This is a genomic window from Chitinophaga polysaccharea, from assembly GCF_902150045.1.
Taxonomy (GTDB): Bacteria; Bacteroidota; Bacteroidia; order Chitinophagales; family Chitinophagaceae; genus Chitinophaga; species Chitinophaga polysaccharea_A.
In genome coordinates, this window is the sequence record NZ_CABFVU010000002.1 from 315,111 (window position 1) to 330,000 (window position 14,890).

Annotated in this window: 13 protein-coding genes (1 of these 13 running past the window's edge); 7 read left to right on the forward strand and 6 right to left on the reverse strand. The window is 47.1% G+C overall.

Annotated elements, in window-relative coordinates:
* Nucleotides 1–23 precede the first annotated feature (23 nt).
* The 4 genes from FN124_RS15870 to FN124_RS15885 all read right to left on the reverse strand — a co-directional run bounded on the left by FN124_RS15870 (nucleotide 24) and on the right by FN124_RS15885 (nucleotide 5,706).
* Entirely contained in the window at nucleotides 24–2,357 is a 2,334-nt protein-coding gene (locus tag FN124_RS15870) for a GAF domain-containing protein (protein ID WP_142685793.1), read from the reverse strand.
* A 223-nt stretch (nucleotides 2,358–2,580) separates the two neighbouring features.
* The gene (gene lysA, locus FN124_RS15875) at nucleotides 2,581–3,804 is read right to left on the reverse strand and encodes a diaminopimelate decarboxylase (protein WP_142685794.1); all 1,224 of its coding nucleotides are present in this window, start codon (nucleotides 3,802–3,804) and stop codon (nucleotides 2,581–2,583) included.
* An 86-nt stretch (nucleotides 3,805–3,890) separates the two neighbouring features.
* Nucleotides 3,891–4,289 (reverse strand): Hsp15 family ribosome-associated heat shock protein, encoded by a 399-nt coding sequence (gene hslR / locus FN124_RS15880; RefSeq protein ID WP_142685795.1) that lies wholly within the window; start codon nucleotides 4,287–4,289, stop codon nucleotides 3,891–3,893.
* 46 nt (nucleotides 4,290–4,335) lie between these two features.
* Nucleotides 4,336–5,706 carry a dipeptidase gene (locus tag FN124_RS15885; protein ID WP_142685796.1) on the reverse strand — a complete coding sequence of 457 codons (1,371 nt, stop codon included), beginning with the start codon at nucleotides 5,704–5,706 and terminating at the stop codon, nucleotides 4,336–4,338.
* Between the two features lie 231 nt (nucleotides 5,707–5,937).
* Here FN124_RS15885 and FN124_RS15890 point away from each other — a divergent pair, with 231 nt between their 5' ends.
* The gene (locus FN124_RS15890; RefSeq protein WP_142685797.1) at nucleotides 5,938–6,711 is read left to right on the forward strand and encodes a hypothetical protein; all 774 of its coding nucleotides are present in this window, start codon (nucleotides 5,938–5,940) and stop codon (nucleotides 6,709–6,711) included.
* A 113-nt stretch (nucleotides 6,712–6,824) separates the two neighbouring features.
* Here FN124_RS15890 and FN124_RS15895 read toward each other — a convergent pair whose 3' ends face one another.
* Nucleotides 6,825–7,289 (reverse strand): response regulator, encoded by a 465-nt coding sequence (locus FN124_RS15895; RefSeq protein ID WP_142685798.1) that lies wholly within the window; start codon nucleotides 7,287–7,289, stop codon nucleotides 6,825–6,827.
* Nucleotides 7,290–7,677: 388 nt separating this feature from the next.
* On the opposite strand from FN124_RS15895, the gene FN124_RS15900 reads away from it, so the two are divergent.
* From FN124_RS15900 to FN124_RS15915, 4 genes are all read left to right on the forward strand, one after another.
* A complete protein-coding gene (locus FN124_RS15900; RefSeq protein WP_142685799.1) occupies nucleotides 7,678–8,256 on the forward strand; it encodes a LemA family protein in 579 nt (192 codons plus the stop codon).
* Nucleotides 8,257–8,338: 82 nt separating this feature from the next.
* Entirely contained in the window at nucleotides 8,339–8,797 is a 459-nt protein-coding gene (locus tag FN124_RS15905) for a TPM domain-containing protein (protein ID WP_142685800.1), read from the forward strand.
* Nucleotides 8,798–8,832: 35 nt separating this feature from the next.
* Entirely contained in the window at nucleotides 8,833–9,612 is a 780-nt protein-coding gene (locus FN124_RS15910) for a TPM domain-containing protein (protein WP_185937232.1), read from the forward strand.
* An 18-nt stretch (nucleotides 9,613–9,630) separates the two neighbouring features.
* Nucleotides 9,631–10,560, forward strand: a complete 930-nt coding sequence (locus FN124_RS15915) for a hypothetical protein (RefSeq protein ID WP_142685801.1) — start codon at nucleotides 9,631–9,633, stop codon at nucleotides 10,558–10,560.
* A gap of 161 nt (nucleotides 10,561–10,721) precedes the next feature.
* Here the strand turns inward: FN124_RS15915 and FN124_RS15920 are convergent, their stop codons facing one another.
* The gene (locus tag FN124_RS15920; protein WP_142685802.1) at nucleotides 10,722–13,268 is read right to left on the reverse strand and encodes a M1 family aminopeptidase; all 2,547 of its coding nucleotides are present in this window, start codon (nucleotides 13,266–13,268) and stop codon (nucleotides 10,722–10,724) included.
* Between the two features lie 136 nt (nucleotides 13,269–13,404).
* Here FN124_RS15920 and FN124_RS31645 point away from each other — a divergent pair, with 136 nt between their 5' ends.
* Together FN124_RS31645 and FN124_RS15930 are read left to right on the forward strand one after the other, a co-directional pair.
* Nucleotides 13,405–13,902, forward strand: coding sequence for a biotin/lipoyl-containing protein (locus FN124_RS31645; RefSeq protein WP_142685803.1), 498 nt, complete (start codon nucleotides 13,405–13,407; stop codon nucleotides 13,900–13,902).
* Between the two features lie 36 nt (nucleotides 13,903–13,938).
* Nucleotides 13,939–14,890, forward strand: partial view of a proline and serine-rich protein 1 family protein gene (locus tag FN124_RS15930; RefSeq protein ID WP_142685804.1) — the 5' portion only. The gene runs 566 nt beyond the window's last position; 952 of the gene's 1,518 nt are visible here — the first part of the coding sequence; it begins with the start codon at nucleotides 13,939–13,941; the stop codon falls past the right edge of the window.

The following is a 14,890-nucleotide window of genomic DNA, read 5'->3' on the forward strand; positions in this document are numbered from 1 at the left end:
ACATATTTCAACGATTCACTCTCTTATATTGTAGCTTCCATATTTACTTTTACACGAAGCGCTTTCAGGCCGCTTACTCCCTGTAATTCTTCCAGGTCCAGCATCTCGATTTCCGGTAGCAGTATTTTCTTGCTTTGCAGGAAAGTGATATACTTTTTCAGCTCTTCCATTTCCCTTATGTAAGAGTATACCATGGCAATAGTACCGGGTTGTGTTAAGCGTTCGCCGGTATCTTTTACGTGTACTTTATCGATACGTTTTTTGATGATCTCATAACGCACATTGTAGGCGCCTTCCACGTCAAACCGGCGCTCATCGCTGCGGAAACTGATGGTGATAGGAGCGCTGTGCATAAGGATCATCTGCGTGGTTTGCAGCGGTACTTTTAATTTAGGTCCCAGTTTATGCGTGAGCCTTGCAATATGCGCCATAGAGGAAAGCTGCCACAGGCGGAGGTTCCGCAGGTACAGCTGATCAAACTTTTTCTCCTGGGCTATAGATTGGCCAATATAAATAGTGTATTCTACGCCATCGGTACGGTACTTTTCAAAGTAGCAGGGGAACGATTGCTGTATGTACTGGCGCTCTTTCTCCAGGTACTGGCTGATAGCCATGTTAATGTTGGCCAGGCTTTCTTCATACTCTCTCCGGTGATGGTAAACACGTCCTTCTGATTTGTCCATCTGGGTAAAGTAGCTGTTCAGCAACGGCTTCAGGTCTGCATTGTCTTCACACAAATGCTCCAGTACCGGTTTAATTTCCTGGTCCATGAATTCGTTCACCTTCAGGTCTTCGCCTGCCTGCAGGCTATTGCTGAGGTTCTCCAGCAGGTCGTTTGTTTTGAACTGCAGCTCTTCCAGCAACGGCAGGTGAATAGTTTTGCCGATGGTTTCCAGGGTATCCCGGATCAGTTCCAGCTGTTCCTGTAAATCTTCCCGGATGGCAGCGCCCTGTTGTACAGAGGAGTTGCGGATATCCACAGCGCCGTACAGCGGGTATACTTCGTCAAAGCTGATGCTTTCAATATCTTTTCTTTCCTCTTCCGGTGTGAGCAGGTAGTTCCATGCGGCATCCACAAACTTCCATTCCACGGAGGGTTGCAATGCCGTGAACTGGTCTTTGATCACTTCATTCAGCCGGCTTTCCAGGATGTTCATGCTGCGGTTCAGCATCAGCACCAGCAGGGGATAAGTGTTTTGCAGTTTCCACAACGGCTCAGCCGATAACCCGTTGGGAGTAGATGAAGCCAGTTCCAGTACACCCAGTATTTCTTTCTTATGGGTGATGGGAAATATCACGAAGCTCCGGATATTCTTGATGGGCAGATATTTCAGGAACGCATGCGGCGCGATGGAATTATCATTCACATCGGGCACGATCAGCGGTACCGGGTTTTGCTGCAGGTGATCCAGCAGGAGCTGGAAGAAATGTTGCTGTTGTTTTTTGTTGCCTACGCCAAGGATAGGGTCTGTAATGGAGAACTGTTCCTCCAGTACATTTTTACCGTTCACTTTGGGGAAGGGCACCAGGTGGGCAGTTACATCAGGCAGGCCCAGGATCACCGGAACCATTTTTTCCACGGTCCGGTAGCTTTCCACTTCGTTGCTGGTGCGCATGTTCATCACCAGGCTCTTAATGTTATTAAGCGATTCCGATTGGGTCACATCCTTCACTGTCCATATAACAAAGCCTTCCAGGGAAAACATACTGGTAGGCAGCAGCTGTTGCAGTGCTTCCGGGGTCATCTGTTTGGAACAGAACATGTCGTAGTTCAGGTTCGGCAGTTCACCGTTCACTTTTACATCCACAAACCTGGGATCTATATTCACTTTCACGTAACGCTTGCTTCCATTGGGTGTTTCCACTGTATGGATAATCTCGTTCTTATAGCTCATCGGGAAGTGGAACACCTTTTCCAGGATCAGTTTATACAGCCAGGTGATCTTGTCTTTTTTTACCTGTGCTATAGAAATGCCATCCGGAACAGCCGATAGTTCAGAGCCGTTATCTGTGAACAGTTGTTTAAACAGATCAGAATAATGGAAGATGGCGAACTTAAAAGGAACGCCTATACCATAGATGTCTTTGCTGGAGTCTGTGGTAACCGGGAAAATAGCAGCTATCAGCAGATCCAGGTATTCTTTATAAGGCGTAAGATCTCCATCGCTGGGAATGGGCTTGAGTACCGCCGGGTTGCTTTCAAACTTGTCAATGATCAGTTTATAGAAAGATGAACGGGCCTCTCCTTCATGGGTTACCTTTTCCTTCAGATAATTCAGGAATGGTACGAATGATATATTGGACTCAATTACTTTATCATCGTTAAATACGCCGGGGTGTGCAGTTAAAACTTTCATATTGTCGTACAATTATAACCAAAGGCTGTCCTTTTAGTGCCAGTAATAAACTTATTATTACAATTTACAGTAAAACATTGCAGGAATAACAGAGGGGAGTACTATTGTAGACGCAAAGGTAGGGGAAATATTGTATCAATTTTGAATTCCGGGATTCAGGTATTTGTCAAAAGTACTATAAGCCTGATAATCAAATACCTGAATCCGTCGAAATCCAGAAGATCTATTGCAATTCGATCTGGTTTTTAAGCAGATCTTCTAAAGTATCACGTTTGCGGATCAGGTGTGGCTTACCGTCTTTTACCAGTACTTCCGCCGGTTTCAGGCGGGAGTTAAAGTTAGACGACATTTCAAAGCCATAGGCGCCGGCGTTGTAAAACACCAGGTAATCGCCTTCCCGGACCTCGTTGATCTTACGATCCCAGCCAAAAGTGTCTGTTTCACAAATATTACCCACTACAGTATAGATCCGTTCCGTACCCTTAGGGTTGGAGATGTTGCGGATCAGGTGGAATGCGTCGTAGAACATCGGCCTGATCAAATGATTGAAGCCGGAGTTCACCCCTACAAATACGTTGGCGGTGGTTTGCTTGATCACATTAGCTTTCACCACAAAGTAACCGCTCTGGCTTACCAGGAACTTTCCTGGTTCAAACCACAGTTGCAGCGGGCGTACATACGATTTAGCAAAGTTGTTGAAGGCTTCGCTCAGTTTTTTGCCCAGCAGGTCGATATCCGTTTCGGGATCTCCCTGTTGATAGGCTACCTTGAAGCCACTGCCCAGGTCAATAGATTCCAGGTCCGGGAAGTGCTGCACCATTTCAAACATTACTTCCACACCGCGCAGGAACACATCCACGTCTTTGATTTCGGACCCGGTGTGCATATGCAGACCCGTTACCTTCAGTTTAGTGGAATTGATAATGCGTTCGATATGACGCATCTGGTGAATGGAAATACCAAACTTGCTGTCGATATGCCCCGTAGAGATCTTAAAGTTGCCCCCTGCCATAATATGCGGGTTCAAACGGATACAGATCGGGTAGCTGCCGCCGAACTTATTGCCAAACTGCTCCAGGATAGAGAGGTTGTCTATATTAATGATCACGCCCAGGTCTTTCGCTGCAATAATTTCCTGCAGGTCTACACAGTTGGGGGTAAAAATGATATTTTTCGGATCAAAACCTGCCCGGAGGCCCAGCTGTACCTCCTGAATAGACACAGTATCCAGGCCGCAGCCAATGGAATTGATGTACTTAAGGATATTGATGTTGGTCAATGCCTTACAGGCGTAGAAAAAGCGGGTGTCTGCCTTATGAAACGCTTTCTGCAGCTTTTCATACTGGGTCTTAATCTTTTCTGCATGGTAAATGTACACCGGGGTACCAAATTCTTCTGCTACTTTCACGAGGAAATCGGCAGTAAGTACGTCGCTTTGTTTAGGCATTGAAAATCCTTAGTTTAAGAATGAGGATGCAAAATTACTACGCAAAAGTGAGAAATTGTAGAAAAAAGGGAGAATCTCATCACCCCTCACTCTTCTTCATCCCCTTCCATAAACCCTTCAATGCTCCGGCGATCCTTTTTCGTAGGCCTTCCGATCTTACTCTGGCGTTTACCGGTCTGGAATACGGATGGAATATAGGCAGGAGCCAGTTTGTCTTCATCCGGGGTATTGTCGATGTAATATTTAATGGCTTCAGAATAGGCCACTCTGTTGGAGATCAACCCTGTTACCTCTATCACCCACTTACGGGCTTCGCTCCTCACTTCAAACTTATCGCCTATGTTTACTGGTTTGGCGGCTTTTACAGATGCGCCGTTCATCTTCACTTTACCGCTGTCGCAGGCATCTGCAGCCTGGCTGCGGGTTTTAAACACCCTGATAGACCAGAGGTATTTATCAACGCGTACTTTTTCGGTATTGCTCATATTCAAAACTTTAAGCTGGCGACAGCCGCAGCTGCCGCCAGTAATACTATTTGCTCAGTTCCGCAAAAAATTTGTGGAAATAAGGAATGGTTTCAATGCCTTTGTAATAATTGGCTAAACCATACTTCTCGTTGGGAGAATGCAGGTTGTCGCTATCCAGTCCAAAGCCCATCAGCACTGTTTTCAGTCCCAGCTCTTTTTCAAATAACGCTACAATGGGAATACTTCCTCCACCCCGCACGGGGATAGGATCTTTGCCAAAAGTAGTATGGATGGCCTGGTGGGCCGCCTTGAATGCCACTGAATCAATAGGGGTAACATATGGACTGCCGCCATGATGCTTCGTTACTTTCACTTTTACGCTCTTGGGCGCAATGGCTTCAATATGTTTGGTGAACAGGTCAGAGATCTCGTGCCAGTCCTGGTTAGGAACAAGCCGCATGGAAATTTTGGCAAAAGCCTTGGAGGGCAATACGGTTTTGGAGCCTTCGCCGGTGTAGCCACCCCATATACCGTTTACCTCCAGCGTTGGACGGATACCTGTCCTTTCAATGGTAGAATATCCTTTCTCACCCCAAACATCAGCTACACCAAGGTCTTTTTTATACTCTTCTTCATCAAAAGGAGCGGCGTTCAGTGCTGCTCTTTCTTCTGTGCTCAGTTCCTGTACTTTATCATAGAAGCCGGGAATAGTGATGTGGTTATTTTCATCATGCAGGGAGGCAATCATTTTTGCCAGGATGGTAGCCGGGTTAGCCACTGCGCCACCGTATACGCCGCTGTGCAGATCGCGGTTAGGACCGGTTACTTCTACTTCCATATAGGCGAGCCCGCGCAAACCGGTATCTATCGACGGGTTATCAAGACTGATCATGGAAGTATCTGAAATCAATACTACGTCAGCTTTCAGGCGTTCTTTGTTTTCCTTCAGGAAGATGCCCAGGTTAGCAGAGCCTACTTCTTCTTCCCCTTCAATCATGAATTTGATGTTGCAGGGAATAGTGTTGGTTTTGTGCATGGTTTCAAAAGCCTTCACATGCATGAAAAACTGGCCTTTGTCGTCCGCGCTGCCGCGGGCATATATATTACCGTCTTTGATCACGGGCTCAAACGGACCGCTGTGCCACAACTCCAGCGGATCTGCAGGCTGTACGTCGTAATGGCCGTACACCAGTACTGTGGGTAAGGAAGGATCTATGATCTTTTCGCCATAAACGATCGGGTGGCCGGCCGTTTGGCATACTTCTACTTTATCAGCGCCGGCTTCTTCCAAACGTACTTTTACCGCTTCTGCGCACTGTTGGGTATCCTGATTGTGACGGGAATCCGCGCTCACAGAAGGAATGCGTAACAGCTCCAGTAATTCTTCCAGGAAACGATCTTTATTCTCTGCCTGGTAATCTTTCCAAACTTGCATGATGCTATGAAATTAAGTTCACAATGTGGTGCAAGTTAAAGGAAAATCAACATTTGCAGATTTAGATAGTTTCAAAGGGGAGAGCATTGCACTTTAGAGAAAAGACAACACCGGGCCATCTCTGTTTGGATAACCTCCAATGCCCAATGCTCTCCCGTTTGTGGTTCGCTAAATTCCAGGCAGATAAGCATTCGCTGCTTTACCGTATTTTTAATAAAAACGTTAACCCAAATGGCAAAACAAACAGGAATAAACACTTTTACAGGCAAACTGGGTAACCTGATCGGTTACCGGAGGAACGGTCAGTACTTTCTCCGTACCATGCCTGAAACTGTGCGGCAAACCGCCGCTACCGGGCACGCAGCCAGGGACTTTGGCCTCGCCAGCAGGAAAGGAAAGCTGATCCGGCAGGCTATCGTTCCCCTCCTCAACATCCCCTGTGATGGATCACTTGTGAACCGCCTCAACAAAGCGCTGATCTCCGCAGGAAAAGATCAGCTGCAAACTATAAACGGCTTCCGGTTCAACAGGCATACGGGTGTGGAGCAATTCTTCAGCCTCCAGCCACTGATCTCACCAGGAGGAACGGTAACAATACCCGCGCAAACATTACCATCGCAGGGAACCGCTACCTATATGGAAGTAAAGCTGGTTGCGGTACGCATCAGTTTTGCAGAGCACCTGGTAACCGGCCAGGCTACAGCTGTTGTAATGATCAATTTAAATACGCATTTTCCTGGTATGGAACTGGACGCAGCAATACCGGGAAAAGGCACGTTGCTGGTAGTCCTGCAGGCGAGAAGCTTCCATGAACAACAGGCTTCTGCAAACCGTTGTTTTGTGGCCGCAAACATACTCGGGGTGGTTGTTCCGGCAAAAACAAAACAGCGGGTAAAGGCAATGCCTGATCTCAAAAGGGTATTGTCTTATAAAAAGAAAGCCGTTAAAAAGTGCCCCGTTACTTCGGGTATACCTTATACAGTAGCAACCCAACAACGGGAATGAGCATATCCTCTCCTGATCAAGTCCACCTTATGTACATGGCAAAAGTATCGCATAAGCAATCCGGAAGCCACTTCACAGGCATCCCTCTTTATCTTCACTACTACTGTAAATGATCAGGAAATTAATTTTTGTCTTACCAGGAACTCCAGTTTCTGGTTTACATCAAGCAATTTGGCGGTTAATTCCTTGTTCTCTTTCCGGAGGGCGTATACTTCATATGCTTTCTCAATATTGTGCTTCAGCTCCTCTTCATTCCAGGGTTTGGAGAAATACTTATAAACCTGTCCTTTATTGATGGCATCTACTACGGCATTAATGTCGGCATAGCCGGTAAGCAGCATACGTATTGGCTCGGGGTACTTTTCAAGTATCGATTCAAAAAACTCTATCCCGGTAGTTTTGGGCATTCGCTGGTCGGAAATAATGATATGAAATTCGTTTTCTGCCAGCAGTTTTTCCGCGTCTTCCGCGGAACTGGCTGTAACTATGTTGTACAGCCTCCTGAATGAAGCCTTAAAGGCATTCAGATTGTGTATTTCATCATCAATATAGAGTATATGGATGTGTTGTGCACTCATTTAAGCAGACTTAGTTCCAAGTTATTGATAATAAATGAGTTAGAAACAATGAAACTTTCGATATCGATTTTGTATCCATTCTGCCCCATTCAACTTAAAGTATATAGTAAAACGTTCAACGTTTTACACCTGGCAAAGGTACATATAAACATACTGTTTTATGACGAATATTTCAAGGATGAATGAACTTTTTTAAAAAATAGCCGTTTCCTTATCCAATAGCTATTTAGTGGGGGAGTTTCCATATTTTCGTGTAGCCATGAAAAGCATGCGTTAACCGCTTTTTTTATAGCGTTCACCGGAGAAAAAACTACTTACACCGGCAAGTGTAAATTAGGGAATACCTTTTGCACGTTTGCCGGCACTTAAAACTTAAACTTAAATTCAGATGAAAACAGGAATTATTGTTATCGTAGTACTCGCATTGTTGGTCATGTTAGGTTGTGGAAAATACAATGGCCTCGTGACCAAAGATGAAGCCGTGAAAAATAAATGGGGAGTGGTACAGAGTAGCTATCAACGCCGTGCTGATCTGATCCCTAACCTGGTGGCCACTGTAAAGGGCGCTGCCAACTTCGAAACGGAAACCCTTGAAAAAGTAGTACAGGCCCGTGCCAGCGCTACCCAGATCAAAGTCGATGTGAATGATCTCAGCCCTGAAAAAATTCAGCAATACCAGGCCGCACAAGGACAGTTAAGCCAGGCTCTCGGCCGCCTGCTCGCCGTATCTGAGTCTTACCCCGACCTGAAGGCGAACGCCAATTTCCAGAACCTCCAGGCACAACTGGAAGGAACGGAAAACAGGATCAACGTAGCCCGTAACGACTTTAACGATGCAGTAAACGTGTACAACAGCTCCGTGCGCACCTTCCCGAATAATATCGTGGCTGGTATCACCGGCTTTAAACAGAAAGGCTATTTCGAAGCCGCTGCCGGTTCCGAGAATGCTCCGCAGGTAAAATTCTAAAAAGCAACCCATAAAAGATTGGCCGCCTCCGGGATGCAGGTATTACACCTGCATCCCGGACCGGAATTAAAAAATATACAGCATGCGCATTTTCCCTTTTAAACGGAAAGAGATTTTTTCAGAATCAGAAAAAGAAAGACTGGTGCACGCTATCCGGGTAGCAGAACGGCTTACCTCAGGGGAAATCAGGTTGTTTGTAGAAAGCCATTGCAGCTATGTAGATCCTATGGACAGAGCGAAGGAAGCCTTCGTATCACTGGATATGGGAAAAACAAGACTGCGCAACGGCGTATTGGTATATGTGGCCATCAAAGACCGGCAGTTTGCCATCCTGGGCGACCAGGGCATACACGAGAAAGTAGGTAATGACTTCTGGATAAAAGAAGCCGGGTTATTGATCAGCCACTTTCAGGAGAATCGTATTATCGATGGCATCGAAGCATGTATAGCGGAAATAGGGGAATCACTCCGTACCTTTTTCCCGCATGAAGCCGGTAATGATGCTAATGAACTGCCCGACGATATCGTCTTCGGCAAATAAAAGCCACTCTTTTTAACGATTTTAGCTTTGATACAATGAGGATACTACGCTGGTTTTTACCGGGATTATTAATGATGGCGGGTTTGCTGGCCAATGCACAGAATATACCGCCCCGGCCTAATCCTCCCACTTTAGTGAACGACTTTGCAGGGATACTGCTGAAAAGCGAAGATGAGGCCCTCGAACAAAAAGTAGTGGCTTACTTCGACAGCACCTCCACTCAAATAGCCATTGTTACACTCAAGTCCATCGGTGACTACGATATCAGCCAGGTATCATTAAAAATATTGCGTGATTGGGGAATAGGTACCAAAGGCAAGAACAATGGTATCCTTATTCTTGTTTCACTGGAAGACAGGAAGATCAGGATAGAGACAGGTTATGGTATGGAAGGCGTAGTGCCCGACGCTACCGCTAACCAGATCATTTCCCAGATCATAAAACCGGCCTTCCGTGAAGGCCACTACTACCAGGGGCTGGATGGAGCCGTGGAAGCCATTCAGAAGGCAGCCGCCGGCGAATACCGTGCAGACCCCAGGCAAAGTGAACCAGGTATCAGCCCGGGAGCTATATTCCTGATCATTATGGTGATCGTGATTATCATTTCCATCATTAGTCGCGGTGGCGGCGGCCGGGGTGGTGGTACTACCTACAACCGGCGTGGCGGATGGATATGGCCGGTGATAGGCGGCATGAGCGGCTTCGGTGGAGGCGGCAGCAGCGGTGGAGGATGGTCCGGCGGTGGAGGCGGAGGTGGCTTCGGCGGTTTCGGAGGAGGCTCCGGAGGCGGCGGTGGCGCCAGTGGCAGCTGGTAATAGCAGGAAAACTATTTTATGTCATATTTGCATGTGTTAAACGGAGATGCTACCCTTGCCTTGTTCCGGCAAAGCAAGGTGCCGGGAGAAATTGTGGTGTGCCGGGAAATGATGTGCGAGGGCAAAGTGAAATACACAAAAGATCTTACAGAATTCTTTGAAAGCCGCGCCAAACACCTCGAATATCATTACGGAATTGACAGGCAAACTTATTTTACCAATGTAGTACAGGAGCTGGAGAAGTTAGACCTCTCCGGCTCCGCTGCAGACGAAATAGTGCTCTGGTTTGAGTACGACCTGTTTTGCCAGGTCAATATGCTGTTCATCCTCCATTATCTCAGCAGCCGGCTCACCACTCTTCCCACTATCAGCCTGGTAGATCTTCATCATCACCCCACAGCGGATGAGTTCCCGCAAATTTTTGAACAACGCATACCACTTCAGCCCAGCGACCTTACCTGGGCCGCCGATGTTTGGGATGCCTGGTGCCTGAGCACACCACAGGTACTGGAAACCGTTAGCAAGCTGCCTCCCGGAAACCTGAAATACCTCCCGGAGGCTATTACTGCGCACCTGAAAAGATTCCCTGATATCAACACCGGCCTGAGCATCATCGAAAACTACTTCCTGCTCCGCCTCGTACTCGGCAGCTACCGCTGGTACGACCTTTACATGCTTTTCTGGAGCGAGCTTGAAATCTACGGCTTCACCAACTTCCAGCTGGATATCCTCGTACACCGCATGGCTAACGCCGGCGTAATCGAAGAGCATGACCAGATGCTGAAAATTACCAGTCTTGGAAGAGAAATACTGGAAGAAGAAGAAAACTACCTCGACTACGCATCATTGGAGCATCGCTGGCTCGGAGGAGTCCGACTCGCTAACACTCCCTGGCGCTGGGATCCCGAACTCAATGCCCTTGTGAAGATTGAAACGGATTTTGTCTGACTCAGGATTATGATGATTTTGCTGATTTATTTTTTAGTAAGATAAAAAAGGGAGATAAAAGCGGTATTGCTTTCATCTCCCTTCTTATATAAAATTCAAAAATAAAAATCAGGATATTCAGCGAAATCATCATAATCCTGAGTCAGACAAAATCCGCTGCATTATTTAATACTCTTCCGGATCTCCTCAGACGCCTTACGGAAATAGTCCGACTGCTTCAGCAGCTCCTCGCGGTTGGCACCGGAAACGGCGGTTGCCTCCTGCGATTTGCTTTTGCTGATCTCCTGCATCCAGTTAGTGATGTAAGTGCTTACCTGTGAATTGTTGAATTGAACAGTCATAGCCTTTACCTGGTCCACGCCTTTTATAACCGCGGGGGTATTGTTGATCTTAGAGAGGAAGCCCAGGTAGTCGAAAGCCGCATTCAGCTTATCCTGGCCGGAGGTTTCGTCAAATTTGGTGGCCACGAAAGCTATGTCTGCGGCATTTCCTTTTCTGGCGTATACACCGGCAATAGCATTTACCAGTTTGCCTTTGGTATCGCTTTCCAGTTGTTTGGCAATGTTATAGGCTTTGTCAAGATCCAGTGTGGCTAAGCCTTCCAGGCCAGCAGCCTCTACACCGTACGATTTATCTTTTGTAGCTGCTTCAAATAAGGATGCGTACTGTGGATCTTTCAGTTCACCCAGTTGCTGCAGGGCAGCAGCGCGTACCAGTGAACTGGGGTCTTGTTTGGCAAGATCTATCAGGATGGGCAGGGCAGCCGCTTTTACTGCTGCATTGCCCAGGTTCAGCTTACCTATTGTATAGGTTCTTAAACCATGGTATTTATCTTTCAGGGCCAGCCTCAGGAGCTTCACTGCTTCAGGATTGGTGGCTTGTGCATCCGCTGCTTCATCAATAGCGATGTGGCGGTCCATATAGTTGGGAGCGTGTGCGTATTGATAAGCATAGGTGCTGAATGCACGGTGATCATCTATCTTGGCCAAAACTACCTTATCTGCATCTACATTCACCAGGTCTGGTTTGGTGGTGTAAGAGAAGGTGAAGGAATCGATCCTGTTTTCCATGAAGATGTTATGTCTTTCTGTTTTACCACCTGCGTAGATATCTATGGCCATTGGAATATGCCATACTTTGCTGTCTTTCTGGATCTGCTGTAAGATAACGGTTACCGTATTGGCGGCGTCATTATACTTATAGCTGATATCCAGCTGGGGGAAGCCTTTACCAAAGTACCATTCATTAAAGAACCAGTTCATATCCCTGCCGGTTACTTCTTCTACTGCCAGGCGCAGCTGGTGCGCTTCCGTGGCCTTAAAGGCATTTGTTTTCAGGTAAAGGTTCAGGGACTTGAAGAAGGCAGAATCTCCAACTGCATTGCGAAGCATATGTAAAATACGGCCGCCTTTCTGGTAGGTGATCTGGTCAAACATATCTTCTTTGTCGTGGTAATGGAAGCGTACCAGGTCTTTATCGCCGGAGTACTGTATCGCCGACATATACGTTTGCGTTGCTTCCAGGCTATGTTCGTCTGCTGCGTCTTTACCGTATTTATGTTCCAGCCACAGGTATTCGCTGTAATCGGCAAAGGATTCGTTTACGGTAAGATTGCTCCAGGACTCGGCAGTGGCCAGGTCGCCGAACCAGTGATGGAACAGCTCGTGGGCAATTACGCTTTCGTTATAGTTGTTGTTATCGAGCAGTTCACGGTCAGTTTTCTGCATAAATTCTCCGTGAAGCGTGGCAGTAGTGTTTTCCATGGCGCCGGAAACATAGTCGCGGCCGGTGATCTGGGAGTATTTCACCCAGGGATAGTCGTATCCAAGTATTTTGGAATAGAAGCTGAGCATTTCAGGTGTGTTACCAAAAATGGCTTTGGCATATTTCTCAAAAGGCTTTTCTACGTAATAGCTTACTTCCTTTCCGCGCCAGCTGTCTTTTACAACGGCATATTCGCCCACGGCCATCATAAACAGGTAAGGGGAGTGAGGAAGATCCATTTTCCACGTGTCGGTACGGGTACCATCGGCATTGTTTTGCTGTTTTACCAGTTTACCGTTGGAAAGGGTCACATATTTCTTTTCCACCGTCATACTGATCTCCTCGGTGCACTTCTGGTTGGTTTTATCGATAGTGGGAAACCAGGCAGAAGAGCTTTCTGTTTCTCCCTGGGTCCATATTTGGGTGGGCTTATTTGGATCTTTGCCATCGGGGTTGATGAAATAGAGCCCTTTGGCATCGGAGATAGCAGCGCTGCCTTTTACTTTGAGCTCATCGGGTTTTGCTGTATAACTTATATAGATGATATATGATTCGGTGGCTTTGTAACGTTTATCCAGTGCGATATGCAGCTGGAGGCTGTCGTAGCTGTATTTTAGCGGACTGTTTTTACCTGCCTTTACTATCGCTACATCCTTAATGTCCATGCCTTTTGCATCCAGCGTGAGGGAGTCGGTGGCATAAAAATGTGGCTTGAGGGTTATCCAGGCCTTACCATAGAGGTACCGTTTGGCGTAGTCGAAACGTACGTCCAGCTTCGTATGTACGAGGTCGTTCACTTTGGTGGCAGATGCGCGGTAAATCTTTAATGCGGGGTCGTCCTGGGCTGTGTTGTCGGATTGGGCCATCAGGTTAGTGCTCATCGCCAGACCGGCTATTCCTCCGATCAGCATCCCCATCAGGGATTGCTTCAGATGTAGATTCATGTAAAAGACTGTTTTAAACAAATGTATTGGCTTGGGCCAATTTAAAAGGGTCAAATTTAAACAAATGGGCCAAATATGAGGTAAGTGGTTAAAAATGCTATTTTTGTTACGCCCGGGGGCCGGTAAAAACAACATTATGATCAAAGCAATAGTGAATGGCAGATCTGCATTTGCCATTAATAACGATACAAGGATTACCTGCGATAACCAGGAAGTGGATTGGTCGGCGGTGAAACTGCCTTCCGGCGATTACAGCGTTATTATGGACGGCCGCAGCTACCAGGCGCAGGTGTTGAGGATAGAGAAAGACACTAAAACTGTAGTGTTACAGGTAAACCAGCAGCAGTTTGAGGTGGTGATAGAAGAGCCGATCGATCAGCTGCTGGCGTCTATGGGGATTAAAGATGCTATGGCCAGGAAGGTGAATGATATTAAGGCGCCTATGCCGGGCCTGGTGCTCAAGGTACTGGTAACCCCGGGGCAGGCCATCAAGAAAGGCGACCCGGTACTGATCCTGGAAGCCATGAAAATGGAAAATGTGTTCAAGGCCGGTTCAGACGCCATTGTAAAAGAAATCAAGGTGTCAGAGCGCACTGCGGTGGAAAAGGGCGAAGTGCTGATCGTGCTGGAATAATATTTGCACTGAGACAGTTTTATACCAATCTATAGTATGCATCTTAAATACAGGACAGTAATATTCGTATGGGCATGTCTGTTACTATGCGGCCGGTTGCGGGCGCAGGAACAGCTTCACTACGTATATATTCAGAGCGAGAAGGGACAGCCGTTTTATGTAAAGCATAACGGCAAAGTGTTGAGCTCCACCGACAGGGGCTATATTATCATCCCCCGGCTGGAAACCGGTACAGCGCCTATTACGGTAGGTTTCCCCAACAAAGAATCCAAAGAAGCACAGTTTAACCTGAGAATAACCAAAAGTGATCAGGGCTTCCTGCTGAAGCAGTCTGGCGAAGCCGGTTATTCTTTATATAACCTGCAAACCTTCCGGGAGCTCAGGTCCGATGCAGGAGAAACCGCTTTGGCAGCAGCTCCGTCGGCTCCGGATGCTGTTGTGCCTGAATTGGACACCGCCAAAAAAGAAATGATGTCCAACCTGCAAAAAGACCTTGAAACCACTTTTGCTGATAAAGCCATTGTAACCGGTCCATCTAAATCTGCCCCGGCAAAATCAGGCAATTCCTTTGCCTCTGCGCTGGATAAAGTAGTGGTGGGTGGCGATGACAGGGACGAGCCCGAGCCGGTGCCCGAAGTGAAAAAGGAAGTAGCTCCTGCGGAAGCCGTGCCTGTAGCTACCGGAGGAGAAGTGAAGAAATCCCGGAAGAAACGTAACAGGGGAGAAAGAGCACCTTTAACGGAAGAAGAACAGGCAATTTTGAGCGGGGTACTGGCAGAAGAAAATAAAACAGCTGCCAGCGAAGCTGCTGCAGAAGAAGCTGTCAAGGTCGCCACGGGTACAGAAGAGCCGGTAAAAAAGAAATCGAAGAAACGCAAGGCAAAGGAAGGGGATCCTGACTTTATAGAATTCCAGGATGATGGCGCACCTGCACCTGTTGCAGCAGCAACTGAAGCCGCTGCCACCGCGCCTTCAGTAGTGGAAGTGC